We start from the raw sequence: 14,757 nt of genomic DNA on the forward strand, positions 1-14,757 counted from the left end.
CTTATGGGCATGGGAGGGGAGAATTCTCAGGCTTTCAGAGTATATGACAGAGATTTGGACTGCTACAGAGATATAAAATATAAGGATATAGTAATACTGCTGAGAACTGTGCGAGGATGGGCCGAAGTTTTTCTTCAGGAGCTGGAATCTATGGGTATACCTGTTTTTGCAGACACAGCTACAGGTTTTTTCCAAAGGTCGGAGGTACAGGTAGTAATGTCCTTGCTGCAGATAATTGACAATCCAATGCAAGATATTCCTTTGATATCTGTTCTGAGGTCTCCCATAGCAGGATTTACATCGGAAGAGCTGATGGACATTAGGCTGGAGGACAAGGACAACAGCTTCTATGAGGCTTTGATAAAGACCTCAGCTAAGGAAGACGGCCTGGGAACTAAGTCGAAGGCTTTTTTAGAGAGGCTGGAAATGTGGCGGGACAAGGCCCTCTACTTGCCTACAGATGAACTGATATGGTACCTTATGAACGACACAGGATATTACAGCTTTGTAGGAGCAATGCCCCAGGGGAATCAAAGGCAAGCCAATCTGAAGGTTTTATTTGAAAGGGCAAAGCAATATGAGGAAACCAGCTTCAAGGGATTGTTTAATTTTATAAATTTTATAAACAAACTGAAGACCAGCAGCGGAGATATGGGAAATGCAAAGATACTTGGAGAAAATGATGATGTGGTAAGGATAATGAGCATACATAAAAGCAAGGGTTTGGAATTCCCTGTTGTATTTGCGGGTGGTGCTGGCAAGCAGTTTAATTTACAGGATGCCAACAAGACATTGCTTCTTCATGAAGAACTGGGTTTTGGCATAGATTTGGTAGACCCGGATAGGAGAATAGCCTATGCCACCGTGCCTAAGCTGGCGATAAAGCAGAGGATAAGACTTGAGAGTCTGTCTGAAGAAATGAGGGTCCTTTATGTAGCCTTGACCAGAGCCAAGGAGAAACTTATTATAACAGGTTGTGATAAAAACCTGGAGAAATCTATAGTCCGATGGGCAGCGGCTCTGGACTGTGAAGAAGACAGGCTGAAGCCGGATCTGGTAGCCAGAGGAAGCCGGTATCTGGATTGGATAGGCCAGGCTCTTGTGAGGCATAAGGATTCTCATGAGCTGCTGAAGACCTATGGCATTGACTTTAGCAATGGAAAAGCGATAGCTGGTGATGAATCAAAATGGAGAGTAACTACCTGGAAGAAGGATGACTTCCTGGATATGCATATAGAAGAAGTAGAGAGTCATGAAGCAAATTTCCTTGAACAACTGGAGCAGGAAAAGGGCAAAGTACAGCTTCATCAAGAGATAGTGAGGAAACTGGAATGGAAATACCCCTATGAAAGAATTGCAAAGCTTCCTGTGAAGCTTTCCGTTACCGAGGTAAAAAGGATGACTACAGGACTGGAAGAAGAACCGATTCAGAACTTGTTCAAATCCCAGCATCTGAAAAAGCCCAGATTCATGGAATCAACCAAAAAGATGACCGCTGCAGAAAAAGGCAGTGCCATGCATTATATAATGCAGCATCTGGATTTGAAAAATATTGATACTATAGAAGCCATTGAAGAGCAAATCCAAAGACTCTATGAAGAAGAGTATATCACCGAAGAATGGGCTAAGGCTGCAGATGTAAGGAGAATATATAGATTCTTTTCCTCACCTTTGGGCAAGAGAATAAAAAATGCGGAAAAGGTATATAGGGAAATGCCCTTCAACATAGAAGTAAGCCCGGAAGAAATATTTCCTGATGATGGTTTGGAATATTCGGAAGAGAAAATATTGATTCAGGGAATAATTGACCTCTACTTCCTGGAGGGAGATAAACTTGTTTTGCTGGACTATAAGACGGACTATGTAGACAAAAATAATATTGACCATATAATCTCCCGTTACAGAACCCAGATAAAATATTACGAAAAAGCTCTGGAGATTGCGTTGAAAAGGAATGTGGACGAGAAATATATATATTTATTCCACATAGGCGAAGCAGTACAACTATAATTTAAGCTATCGGGAACGTAGAAGCAAAAAGAACCGTCCCCATTGCTTCTGCTTCTACCCGGTGCCTCGAAAAAGGGGTTGGTTATTATATTCAGATTATTTGAAGAGCAGGACAGAGAGCTGGAAGTGATACTAGACAGCATAAATGATGCCATAACCATAGTTGATAAAGATGGGATAACAAAGTATTGGAATGCTGCTGCTGAGAAGATGTACGGCATAAAAAAGGAGGATATAATAGGTAAGCACATCAAGGAGTTTTTCCCTTCCTCCCTTCTGCAGAGGATTATAAAAGAAAAAAAGTCCTATGACAATATATACAACAGCCCCAGGGAGAACACCTTCAATATCATAAGTGCTTCACCTTTGTACTATAATGGGGAGTTGGTAGGAGGCTTAAGCCTGGATAGGGATGTGACGGATCATATCAGGACTACGGAGCTTCTCAGCAAGGCTCGCTCCAATCTCGATGTGCTGCAAAAGGAAATGACTGCCATAAACAAAAACCGTTCATCCTTCTCAACCATACTGGGAAACAGCCGCAAATTCAGGGAAGCAGTAAATTTGGCCAGAGATGTGGCTCGCTCAAATATAAATGTGTTGATTTACGGCGAAAGTGGTACCGGCAAGGAGTTGTTTGCAAGAGCCATACATATGGAAAGCGGCAGAGAAGGCCTATATGTGCCCATCAATTGCAGCGCCATACCCAATGATCTTATGGAAAGCGAATTATTCGGTTATGCTGGAGGAGCCTTTACAGGAGCACTGAAGGAAGGGAAAACCGGCAAAATTGAGTTAGCTCACAGAGGAACGCTTTTCCTGGATGAAATAGGCGATATGCCTCTTCACATGCAGCCGAAAATACTGAGGGTATTGGAGGATGGAGTAGTAACGAAAATCGGCAGCGAAAAGAGTGTGAAGGTAAATATTAGAGTAATTGCAGCAACCAACAGAAACCTGGAAGAAATGGTGGAGAAGGGCACCTTCAGAAAGGATTTATATTACAGGCTTAATTCAGTGCTGATAAAGCTTCCTCCACTAAAGGAAAGGAAAGATGATATACCTCTTCTTGCCAACAGATTCGTACAGGATTATTGCATGGAATATGGGTTAAATATTCTTAATATATCTCCTCAGGTTATGGATGCATTTATACAGCATGACTGGGAAGGAAATGTAAGGGAGCTTACAAATGTAATTGAGAGGATGGTGGTAATAGCAAAGAATAATAAACTCACCACCCTGGATGTAGATACCCTTCCGGAAAACATAACTTATAAATATAACAAGCGCAAAGCTGTACAAAGTGAAGATAATCCTTATGATCTGAATAAAGTATTAGCCAATGCAGAAAGAAACGCGGTGATAAATGCCATGAAAATGGCGGAGAACAATAAATCAAAGGCTGCAAAACTGCTGAATATTCCCAGAAGCACCTTGTATTTTAAACTAAAAAAATACGGATTGGAAAACTGACGATAAGCTGACATATATGTCAAAATACTGACATATATGTCAGCTTTTTGTCATTTATTCCTTAAATCTCAAGTTTACGTCAGCTATTGTTTTCAGCACTATAATAAAGGCAATTGCTTTGTCAATACACTCTATTAACCAGTTCTCACGATGTATAGTGTCAATATATTGACACTATACAAAACTTAATATTGCCAAATCCTTTGAAAATACTGAAAACTGCAATTTTGAAATATATGGCATGATATTTGCACTTATTAATTATGTTGTCTATTCGATGAAAACTATGAAATCCAGTGAATATAAATTAAAAGATTAATAAGGGAGGGTTATTTTGTGAGGATTGAAGAACACCCAATTTTATCTTTTAAAAAAGGGGAAAAAATCAGGTTCTATTTTGATGGTAAGGAATACGAAGGCTTTGAAGGAGATACCATAGCCTCTGCCCTTCATGCAGCAGGTGTGAAAGTTTTAGGGCACAGCCACAATCACGGTAGACCAAGAGGTTTTTATTGTGCCATAGGCAACTGCTCCTCCTGCCTTATGACGGTAGATGGAGAACCTAATATTAGAGTATGTGTGGAAAAACTCAGAGAGGGCATGATGGTGGAAACGCAGCAAGGCAAGGGGGTATTGAAATGAAGATGACAGACATAGCAATAGTAGGAGGAGGACCAGCAGGACTTTCTGCTGCAATCACAGCTGCAGCTTCAGGAGCTAAGGTCACTGTCATTGAAAGGGACGACCATCTGGGAGGTCAGTTGAGAAAGCAGACCCATATGTTTTTTGGTTCAAAGAAACAATATGCTTCCACCAGAGGCATTGACATAGCAGGTATACTCCAGGAGCAACTTAAGGAGTACCAGGATAGAGTTGAGGTATTGACGGATGCTACAGTATTAGGCATTTATGAAGACGGAGTTCTTACAATGGAACAAAGTGATAAATATATGAAGCTGAAACCTCATAAAGTAATAGTTGCAACAGGGGCTTCAGAAAAGTTTCTGGCTTTTCCCAACAATGATTTGCCTGGCATATACGGTGCCGGAGCAGTTCAAACCCTTATGAATGTATACGGGGTAAAGCCGGGAAACAATGTGCTTATGGTAGGGGCTGGCAATATCGGACTAATAGTAAGCTATCAGCTGATGCAGGCGGGAGTAAATGTAAAAGCCATAATAGATGCTGCTCCCAAAATCGGAGGATATCTGGTTCATGCTTCTAAAATAAGGAGGATGGGCATTCCAATTCTAACATCTCATACTGTTAAATATGCTCATGGCAAGGATTCCTTAGAAAGGGTTACCATATGCAAATTGGATGAAAAGTGGCAGCCAATTCCCTGTACCGAGCAGGATATTGAAGCTGATGTAATGTGTATATCCGTAGGACTTTCACCTCTAGCAGAACTCCTGTGGCAGATAGGCTGCAAAATGGTATTTGTACCCGAATTGGGAGGCCATGTGCCGTTGAGAAATGAAAATATGGAAACCAGTGTCAATGGAATTTACATCGCTGGAGACGTGGCAGGAATAGAAGAAGCCAGCAGCGCCATGGTGGAAGGCAGGTTGGCGGGGCTTTGTGCTGCCAAAAGTTTGGGATACTATAATGAAAGCTATGAAGAGATGAGATCTGACTGCCTGGAGCAATTAAACTCATTAAGATCCGGTCCGGTAGGAGAAAAAATATTGACTGGCCTTTCTAAGGTCACTGCATAGGGGGGATATGAATGTTAGAAAAAACAGGTATACCAAGCAAAGAAGATATAGCAGGTGTAACTCCTTCTGCCGAGAGAAGGAGCAAAGGGCCTGTAGCAGTAATTGAATGTTTCCAGAAGATACCCTGCAATCCTTGCTATACGTCCTGCAAATTTGGAGCTATCAAGGAGTTTAAGGATATAAATGACAGACCAGAACTGGACTTTGATAAATGCACTGGCTGTGGAGTATGCGTGGTAAACTGTCCTGGACTTTCCATATTCATAATAGATGAAACATACTCTGATACTGAAGCATTGGTGAAAATACCCTATGAGTTTTTGCCTCTACCTGAGGAAGGAAGTTTTGTCACTGCATTAGATAGAGAAGGAAAGCCTGTATGCAGGTCTAAAGTTATTAAGGTGCAAAACGCCAAATTTCAGGACAGAACCCCTGTGGTATCTCTGGCAGTACCTAAAGAATATTCTATGGAAGTAAGATTCTTCAACATAAATGACTACTTCAGCGATAATACATATGTATGTCGTTGTGAAGAGCTGACCCTCGGCGAACTGAGAGAACTTATAAGAATGGGATATAGAACCCTTGATGAATTAAAGAGAATAAGCAGGGCAGGTATGGGCCCATGTCAGGGAAGAACATGCAGGCAGTTGATAATGCAGGAGTTGGCAAAGGCTACAGGCCAGAACATGAAGGATATGCCTATGACTACCTTCAGGCCACCTGTAAAGGCTATCAAGCTGGGAGCATTGACAGGAGGTGAAGATAATGAATAAGACTGCTAATGTTGTTATAATTGGCGGGGGCATATCAGGATGCTCAATTGCATATAATTTGGCTAAAAAAGGTGTAAAGGACATAGTGGTAATTGAAAGACAGTATCTTGCCAGCGGCTCAACGGGAAGATGCGGCGCAGGCATAAGGATGCAGTGGGGGACAGAAAGAAACTGCCGCCTTTCTAAATTATCAACGGAATTCTATGAGAATGCCAATGAAGAGCTGGGAGCAGTGCATGATATAGAATTCAAGCAAGGTGGATACTTGATAGTGGCGGCAACGGAAAAAGAAGTGGAGCAATTCAAAAAGAATGTGGCTTTGCAAAACAGTTTGGGTATTCCATCTGTATATCTTTCTCCAAAGGAAGCAAAGGAAATCATCCCCCATATGGATGAAACAAAAATACTAGGAGCAACATTCTGCCCCAAGGATGGCCATTTAAATCCATTCCACACTACGGAAGCCTTTGCTAATGCAGCTAAAAGATTGGGAGTAGAGTTTATGACATATACAACCGTAACAGGCATTACCACGGATAAGGGAAAGGTAACAGGAGTTCAAACAGACAAAGGTTATATATCAACTCCCATAGTTGTAAATGCAGCAGGTGGATATTCAAAAAAAATCGGCGAGATGGCAGGCGTAGATATACCAGTATATGCACAGCGCCATCAGATACTAGTTACAGAGCCTGTTGAACCTCTGCAAGGTCCTATGTACATGAGCTTTGCATTGAACATATATTGTCAGCAGACACCCCATGGCAGTTTCATCATGGGAAGAGGAGACGATAATGAACCTACAGATTTAAGAATAAGCTCCAGCTGGCAGTTCCTTGAGAAAATGGCTAGAACCTGCTGTGAATTGCTGCCTTTGTTATCAAAGCTAAGAGTTATCAGACAATGGGCAGGGCTTTACACCATGACACAGGATGCTCAGCCCATATACGGGGGAGTAAAGGAACTGGAAGGTTTCTACCTTGCATGCGGATTCAGCGGTCATGGTTTCATGCTGGGACCTGCAACAGGTCTTTTAATGGCAGAGACAATACTGGGAGAGCCTACAACTATAAATATTGACAATCTTGATAAGGATAGATTTGCACGGGGAGAGCTGGTATTTGAACCTTCTGTAGTATAAGTACCAAACATAGGACAAATAGCGCACCATTTATGATACGCTATTTGTATGCAAATCAAAATAATTGAAATATACAATGCTGTATCTTAATTATCAAAGTGGCATAAATTATGCAACTGATATGTTGGCGCAGCTTGTAAGTTCACCAATGGTTTGAAATCATATGAGTTTTACCTGAATCTTTTTTCATGTATAATAAATAAGTGAGATAAATGTTATTTTGGGGGTGTAAGAATGAAGGTCTTGAGAAAAAATCCTGAACAATGTATAGAATGCCATGCTTGCGAAAATACTTGTTCAAAGCTTTATTTTAAGGAAGAAAATCCAGAAAAGGCTTGCCTGAGAATCAAAGAGACAGACTCTCATCCGCAAATCACCACATGCACCCAATGCGGGGTATGTATTGATATCTGTCCGGTAGAAGCAATAAATAGAGACAAGAACGGAATAGTAAGAATAGATAAAAAGAAATGTGTAGGCTGTTTCATGTGCGTAGGTTTTTGCCCGGAGCTTGCCATGTTTATGCATGACGATTATATTGAGCCTTTCAAATGCGTATCCTGTGGTCAATGTGTAAAGGCTTGCCCAACAGGTGCAATCTATATAAGTGAAGAGTAATTTGGGAGGTGAAATTATGATTTTGAAGGAATATAAATATGAATTAGGGAAAATAGAGAGAGGTTATAACAACAGATCCTTGTATATAAATGTAGGTGATAACACCATAAAGGAAAAAGAAGTTACTCAGTTCATGAAAGATAAATTCATAGGTGGAAAAGGTTTTGGACTCTGGTATCTTTGGAATGCAGTGACTCCTGAAACCAGATGGAACGATCCTGAAAATGAAATAGTCATCGCTCATGGTCCTGTAGCTGGTATAACTCAATATCCAGGTTCGGGCAAATCCTTGGTGGTTACTTTATCTCCACTGACCCATATGCCCATGGACAGCAATGTGGGAGGCTATTTCGGACCATACCTTAAATTTTCTGGCTTTGATGCTCTGGAGCTTCAGGGCAAGGCGGAAAATGATGTTATTATCTACATAGATGGTAACAAGGGTATAGTTCAGATAATGGAAAGCGATATTGAGGAAAAGGACAGCCATTTGCTCTCTGAAATACTGACAGAAAGATTCGCCAAAGATGAAGAGGACAAGAAGAATATATCCGTGGTGTCTACAGGAAGTGCAGCAGACCACACCCTTATCGGACTTTTAAACTTTAGCTTCTATGATATAAGAAGAAAAGGTGTAAGGCTTAAACAGGCAGGAAGAGGTGGCATAGGTACCGTATTTAGAGACAAAAAAATCAAAGCATTGGTGGTAAGGTTCGAAGGAACCAAGGGAAATCTCAATAATCCTGCAGATCAAGGCAAGATAAACAGGACAGGTATTAAGCTTCACAAGGAAATTTGCGACTTGGATGATAAGCAGAATAGAATGAGGAAGATTGGTACCGCCAATATCATCGAAGTAATGGATGAATACGACCTTCTTCCAACCCACAACTACAAATTCGGATGCCATAAGGATACCTACAAGATTTCTTCTGATAAGTTCCAGGCAAGGGTGACCCAGGGTCTGCCTGATGGTTGCTGGTATGGCTGCAGCTTATCTTGTGCCAAGGCTGCCGATGATTTTATACCGGAAACAGGCCCCTACAAGGGTCAAAAGGTTATAGTAGATGGCCCTGAGTATGAAAACGCAGCAGCCCTCGGCTCCAACATAGGAGTATTCGACAGGGACGGAGTATTGGAGCTAAACTTCTACTGTGACACCTATGGCGTTGACACCATATCCTTTGGAACTCTTACTGCATTTGTAATGGAATGCTATGAAAATGGCATACTTGATAAGGAGAAAACCGGAGGTCTGGAGCTTTACTTCGGAAACAAGGAAGCAGCACTGGAATTACTACATCAAATGTCCAGAGGAGAAGGCTTCGGAAAGATTGCAGGTCTGGGCATAAGAAGGATGAAAAAGATATTTATAGAGGAATATGGCGCTGATGCCGATTTTCTAAATGATATAGGAATGGAACAGAAGGGCTTGGAATATTCAGAGTATCTGAGCAAGGAATCCCTGGCACAGCAGGGAGGTTATGGCCTTACCAATAAGGGACCTCAGCATGATGAAGCCTGGCTCATATTCATGGATATGGTAAACAATCAGATACCTACCTTTGAAGATAAAGCCGAAGCATTGCACTATTTCCCCATGTTCAGAACCTGGTTTGGGTTGATGGGATTGTGCAAGCTGCCCTGGAATGACATTGCGCCGGAAGATAATAAATATACCGATGAACCGGCAAAGATTCCGGAACATGTACAAAACTATGTGGATATTTTCAATGGAGTAACAGGAAAGAATATAGATAAGCATGAGCTCATAGTACAATCCGAGAGAGTATACAATTTCCAGAGAATATTCAATATAAGAATGGGTTACGGAAAGAGAATCCATGACAAGACTCCATACAGATCCATGGGTCCTGTGACTGAAGAAGAATATCTGTCCAGACAGGAGAGATATGACAAGCAATTGAAGGAACTGGTGGGATTTGATCCTGAAGGCAAGACAACACAAGAGAAAATGGCAGCCTTGAGGAAATATAGAGAAGAACAATATGAAAGGCTCACAGATGCGGTGTACAAGAGAAGAGGCTGGACAATGGATGGGGTACCAACCATTGAGAAACTTAAGGAAATAGGCATGGATCTGCCTGAGCTTATAGAAGTAGTGAAAAAACATCTATAGGGTGATGTTATGATACAGGTAAATGGAAAGGAATTTCCCTGGGAGGAAGGTATGACTGTAAGAAGGCTCCTGGAGCTTAAAAAGTACTCCTATCCCAGAATAACGGTAAAGATAAACGGACAATTCATCAGGGATGAAGAATTTGATACAAAAGTCATCCATGACGGTGATGAAATACAGTGCATCCACCTCATGGCAGGAGGATAAAACAGGGGCTATATTGCTCCTGTTTTATTATGTCGGAAAGTATACGTTCATACACAATGTGGGATGCAAACAATAATAATTATTATTTACATCCTTTAATGTTTAGACAAAATATACTATAATGTACATATGAAGACTTAACTTTCATACAAAATAGTAAAAAAATATAATTTCAAGGAGATTTTATTATGGATAATATATTAAAAATAATAAAAGACACTTCTCTAACATATGAGCAAAAAGTATTGACTCTTGCAAAGGCTGCAGAAAACAGCATAAAGCCTCTCAACATCGATGACGAAACACAAAAATACAGGGAAGAAGGGGTCATATGCGATCTTTTCGAAGGCAATGCTCCATATAGGCCAAGATATATAGTGCCGGATTATGAAGTTTTCTTAAAAAATGGAAGCAAATTCTTAGGTTTAGAGCCGCCGAAAAATATCTGGGAAGCTGTAAACAGTCTCCTAATACTTTATAAGCATGTTCCTTCCATAACATCCTTCCCTGTATATTTAGGCAATATAGATACTATTCTTGACAGATTTGTGGAAGACGAAGAAGAGGCATATCAAGCAATTAAGCTGTTCCTTCTTCATATAGACAGGACAATAACAGATTCTTTCTGCCATGCCAATATCGGACCTGAGGATACTAAGGCGGGCAGACTGATATTAAAAGCTTCCAGGGAGCTTAATGCATCAATTCCTAATCTTACTCTGAAATATAGTCAGAATACTCCCGATGATCTTGCACTGGATTCAATCAACACAGCACTTGTTACTGCTAAGCCTAGCTTTGCAAATCATGAAATGTTTGTTGGCGAGTTAGGAGAAGATTATTCCATTGCCAGCTGCTATAACGGACTGCCCATTGGTGGAGGCAACTTTACACTGGTTAGATTAAATATGGGAAAATTGGCTCCAATGGCAAAGGATACGGAAGACTTTATAAACAATCTGCTTCCCGATGCAGTGGAGAAAATGGCAGGCTACATGGATGAAAGAATTAAATTCCTCATGGAGGAAAGCGGATACTTTGAAAGCAGCTTCCTTGTGAAAGAGGGACTTATAAGTATTGATAGATTCACTTCCATGTTTGGAATGGTAGGATTGGCTGATGCAGTCAACCACCTATTGGGAGCCAAAGACCAGAAGGCCAGATTTGGACACTCAAAGGAAGCCGACGATTTGGGTGTAAGGATAATTGAAAAGCTGGAGGAAGAAGTAAACAAGCATCATAATCCATACTGCAAATTCTCTGACGGCAAATTCCTTCTCCACGCCCAGGTAGGTATAGACACAGACAAGGGTATAGCTCCTGGATGCCGCATACCTATAGGAGAAGAACCAGAAATATGGGATCATATAAAGCATTGTGCCCTTTTCCATAAGTTCTTCCCAACAGGTATAGGCGATATATTCAGATTTGACAGCACTGTAAAGAGAAATCCCCAATATGTACTGGATATAATGAAAGGTGCCATGAAGGTGGGCATGAGATATATTTCCTTCTATACATCTGACAGCGATGTGGTAAGGATAACAGGGTATTTGGTGAAGAGATCGGATATGGAAAAGTTGGAAAGAGGAGAACAGGTATTAAACGGTGCAGCAGTTTTGGGTCTTGGTGCAGTGAAAAACCAGCATGTGCTGGACAGAAAAGAGAGAAAAGATGCTTAAGGGATTAGTAAACAAGATAATACCTTTTAGTTCTGTAGACGGTCCTGGAAACAGGACTGCTATATTTCTTCAAGGATGTAACTTCAATTGTCTCTACTGCCACAATCCTGAGACCATAAATCTGTGCAGTAACTGCGGAATCTGCACAAAAGTTTGCCCTACCCAGTGCCTTTATATTGAAAACGGCATAGTCCGCTGGTATAAAGAAAATTGCAAGGAGTGTGACAGCTGCCTTAAGGCATGCAAAAGCTGTAGTTCTCCAAAAACAACCTTTATGACTGTCGAAGATGTAATAAAAGCCATAGAAAAAACAAGACCCTTTATATCGGGCATTACCCTATCCGGCGGAGAATGCATGCTGCAAAAGGAGTTTGTAATAGAGCTTTGCGAAGCTGTTAAGAAACTTGGACTTACAGCCTTTATCGACAGCAACGGATCTATCCCCTTTTATGGAGACCATAGGTTAATAGAAGCCATAGACATGGTTATGCTGGATGTTAAATCCTTCGACAAGGAAGAACATAAGATGCTAACGGGTCAGGATAATGAAATGGTTTTTAAGAATATGGAGTATCTTGCATCCATCAATAAGCTCTATGAGATCAGGACAGTAATAGTCCCGGGTGTTTTGATCAATGAAAGAAATGTGGATAAGCTAAGCAAAAGATTGGCAGAGTTGAATCCCAATATAAAATACAAACTGATAAAATACAGACCTATAGGGGTTCGTACAGACATAATCAAAAGCAGCGTGCCGACAGATGAAATGATGGAGAAGCTAAAGGATATAGCAATAAAAAATGGCTGTAAAGATGTAGTTGTCATATAGAAGCAACGAGAAGCAATGGGGGTGGTTCTATTCGCTTCCGAAAAGAACCACCCCCATTGCTTTTTGCTGGAAGTAAATAACTGCCTATTTTTATTTATAAATAATTATTCTTGAGGAAACATGTAGAAATATGGTATTCTTTGTATAAATGAATCAAAATATTCATAGGACTGGAGGTATTCAATGTTTAAGAATATAAAAAAACCTTGTGATGAAGCTTTATGCATACTAGGTTATGTTGAAAAAAGAATGGAAGGGAAGCGGGAAGAAAGACCAAAAGCAGAATATCATATACATAGCCGAATGTTGAATTCCTTTGAAAAATTATTTGATAATGAAAGGAAAATGAGTGAGGCTGCAAAGAAAATATTGTCCATTGCAGCATCTCTCAGCAGCTTTGATGTAAACATGTCTCATATATCCTATAATCTTATGGATTTTGCCAAAGAAATGGCTCTGTTAAGCGAATCAAATCTGGCAATAGTTGAGCAAACGACAGCCAGCATGAGTGAGGTAAATGAGACGGTAAATGAGACATCAGCCACATTGGATAACTTGGCAGAAGCCTCTCAGATACTGATGTCCAGGAATAATACATCTCTATCTCAACTATCGGAAATAAACCAGCTTAAGGACAATGTGGTAAACGATGCCAATATAATGAGCAATCAGATTCAGCAGTTAGTTGAGATGGCCAATAATATAAATTATATAGTAAACAGTGTAAAGGCCATTGCAGACCAGACCAATCTTTTAGCCCTAAATGCCTCTATAGAAGCTGCCAGAGCTGGAGAACATGGTAGAGGCTTTGCTGTTGTTGCCCAAGAAATCAGAAAATTAGCAGATGACACCAAAAAGAGCCTTGAAGGGATGAATTCCTTTGTAATGAATATTCATAAGGCTGCCCAGGATGGTAAGAGCAGCATGGATAATACACTGAAATCCACTGTGGAAATGAGCGAAAAACTAGGTGAAGTTACGGAAACTATAGGAAAGAATGTAGAGATGTTAGGATCTACTATTGATAATGTAATGGCCATAAACAAATCTATGGAAGGGATAAAGATTGCAACAAATGAGATAAGCCAAGCCATGGAGACCTCCAGCGCAGATGCGGAGAAATTGAGTTTAATGACCAGAACCATTGCCGATGATTCAGCCAGAAGTGCAGAATTTGCTAAGCAAATCTCACAGATAGATGATGAATTGTCAGATGTTGTAAAGGATATGCTCAATGCTCTTCATGGAAGTATTAATGCCATAGATAATGAGGAATTATTAAGGAATATAAATCAAGCAAGGGATGCACATAAAAATTGGATGAATGCGCTGAAGCAAATTGTAGATGAAATGAAGGTGTATCCTCTACAGGTTAATGGAGAGAAATGTGCCTTTGGCCATTTCTATCATTCAATAAAAATGGATCATCCTGAAGTAAAACAAGACTGGGAGGCCATAGACAGCGTTCACAGTGAGTTGCATGGATACGGACAAATGGTTATCGAGGCTGTTAAAGAAAATGACAGTGAAAAGGCTAAGGAATATTATGCTGAGGCTGTAGAATTCTCGAAAAATGTGTTAGAAAAACTGGAAATAGTATTGGAGAAAATAGATGAGCTTGATAAAAAAGGTATTCATATATTGAAGCAGAGTTAAAATAATTAGAAGCAACGGGGACGGTTCTTTTTGCTTCCGAGTAGAAGCAAAAAGAACCGTCCCCGTTGCTTATTTTTACTACCCATCTATTTTCGGAAAAGTTACAATCAATTTAAATAAATCACCGTCAATGCTTATGTCCAGTTTGCCTTTTTGTAGTTCAACCAGGCTTTTTGCAATGGCCAGGCCTAAACCGGAGCCCTCAGTATTTCTGGACTTATCTCCTCTTGTGAAACGCTCTATTATTTCAGAGGGGTCAAAGTTCATTTCATATGCGGATATATTTTTAAATATGAAGCTAATTTCTTCATCATTGTCTTCTCCATCAATATATACCCTGGAGTTAGGCATTGAGTACTTTAAAATATTGCCTATTATATTATCGAAGATTCTATAGGTTCTTCTGCCATCTAATTCGCAGACTACCTTGCTTTCAGGCAGGTTGATTCTCATTTGAAGAGTACTTTCATTGATTTTTTCCTCCAATTCACCTAATGTCTGCCT

General features: G+C 40.4%; 13 protein-coding genes. 12 read left to right on the forward strand and 1 reads right to left on the reverse strand.

The window, feature by feature from the left end:
* The 12 genes from addA to ACESM9_RS10510 form a co-directional block, all read left to right on the forward strand.
* On the forward strand, positions 1-2,010 hold a 2,010-nt coding region (addA, locus tag ACESM9_RS10455; protein WP_372998003.1), incomplete at its 5' end, for a helicase-exonuclease AddAB subunit AddA.
* A gap of 42 nt (positions 2,011-2,052) precedes the next feature.
* Complete coding sequence (locus ACESM9_RS10460) at positions 2,053-3,486, forward strand: sigma 54-interacting transcriptional regulator (protein ID WP_372998005.1); 1,434 nt, start codon at positions 2,053-2,055, stop codon at positions 3,484-3,486.
* A gap of 336 nt (positions 3,487-3,822) precedes the next feature.
* The gene (locus ACESM9_RS10465) at positions 3,823-4,128 is read left to right on the forward strand and encodes a (2Fe-2S)-binding protein (RefSeq protein ID WP_372998007.1); all 306 of its coding nucleotides are present in this window, start codon (positions 3,823-3,825) and stop codon (positions 4,126-4,128) included.
* Complete coding sequence (locus tag ACESM9_RS10470) at positions 4,125-5,204, forward strand: NAD(P)/FAD-dependent oxidoreductase (RefSeq protein ID WP_372998009.1); 1,080 nt, start codon at positions 4,125-4,127, stop codon at positions 5,202-5,204. The genes ACESM9_RS10465 and ACESM9_RS10470 overlap by 4 nt, the downstream gene beginning before the upstream one ends.
* 11 nt (positions 5,205-5,215) lie before the next feature.
* Complete coding sequence (locus ACESM9_RS10475) at positions 5,216-5,980, forward strand: (2Fe-2S)-binding protein (protein WP_372998011.1); 765 nt, start codon at positions 5,216-5,218, stop codon at positions 5,978-5,980.
* Complete coding sequence (locus tag ACESM9_RS10480) at positions 5,973-7,121, forward strand: NAD(P)/FAD-dependent oxidoreductase (protein WP_372998013.1); 1,149 nt, start codon at positions 5,973-5,975, stop codon at positions 7,119-7,121. Before ACESM9_RS10475 ends, ACESM9_RS10480 begins: the two co-directional genes overlap by 8 nt.
* Positions 7,122-7,355: 234 nt before the next feature.
* Positions 7,356-7,739, forward strand: a complete 384-nt coding sequence (locus ACESM9_RS10485; protein WP_372998015.1) for a 4Fe-4S binding protein — start codon at positions 7,356-7,358, stop codon at positions 7,737-7,739.
* 16 nt (positions 7,740-7,755) lie between these two features.
* Entirely contained in the window at positions 7,756-9,879 is a 2,124-nt protein-coding gene (locus ACESM9_RS10490; protein WP_372998017.1) for an aldehyde ferredoxin oxidoreductase family protein, read from the forward strand.
* Positions 9,880-9,888: 9 nt separating this feature from the next.
* Complete coding sequence (thiS, locus tag ACESM9_RS10495; RefSeq protein WP_372998019.1) at positions 9,889-10,086, forward strand: sulfur carrier protein ThiS; 198 nt, start codon at positions 9,889-9,891, stop codon at positions 10,084-10,086.
* A gap of 188 nt (positions 10,087-10,274) precedes the next feature.
* On the forward strand, positions 10,275-11,768 hold the full coding sequence (locus ACESM9_RS10500; RefSeq protein ID WP_372998021.1) for a YjjI family glycine radical enzyme: 1,494 nt from the start codon (positions 10,275-10,277) through the stop codon (positions 11,766-11,768).
* Positions 11,761-12,597, forward strand: coding sequence for a YjjW family glycine radical enzyme activase (locus ACESM9_RS10505; protein ID WP_372998023.1), 837 nt, complete (start codon positions 11,761-11,763; stop codon positions 12,595-12,597). Before ACESM9_RS10500 ends, ACESM9_RS10505 begins: the two co-directional genes overlap by 8 nt.
* Before the next feature lie 183 nt (positions 12,598-12,780).
* Positions 12,781-14,253, forward strand: coding sequence for a methyl-accepting chemotaxis protein (locus tag ACESM9_RS10510; protein ID WP_372998025.1), 1,473 nt, complete (start codon positions 12,781-12,783; stop codon positions 14,251-14,253).
* A 78-nt stretch (positions 14,254-14,331) separates the two neighbouring features.
* Here the strand turns inward: ACESM9_RS10510 and ACESM9_RS10515 are convergent.
* Positions 14,332-14,757, reverse strand: a 426-nt coding sequence (locus ACESM9_RS10515) for an ATP-binding protein (protein WP_372998027.1), incomplete at its 5' end; no start/stop codon positions are given.

The organism is Lutispora sp. (assembly GCF_041687175.1).
Classification (GTDB): domain Bacteria; phylum Bacillota; class Clostridia; order Lutisporales; family Lutisporaceae; genus Lutispora.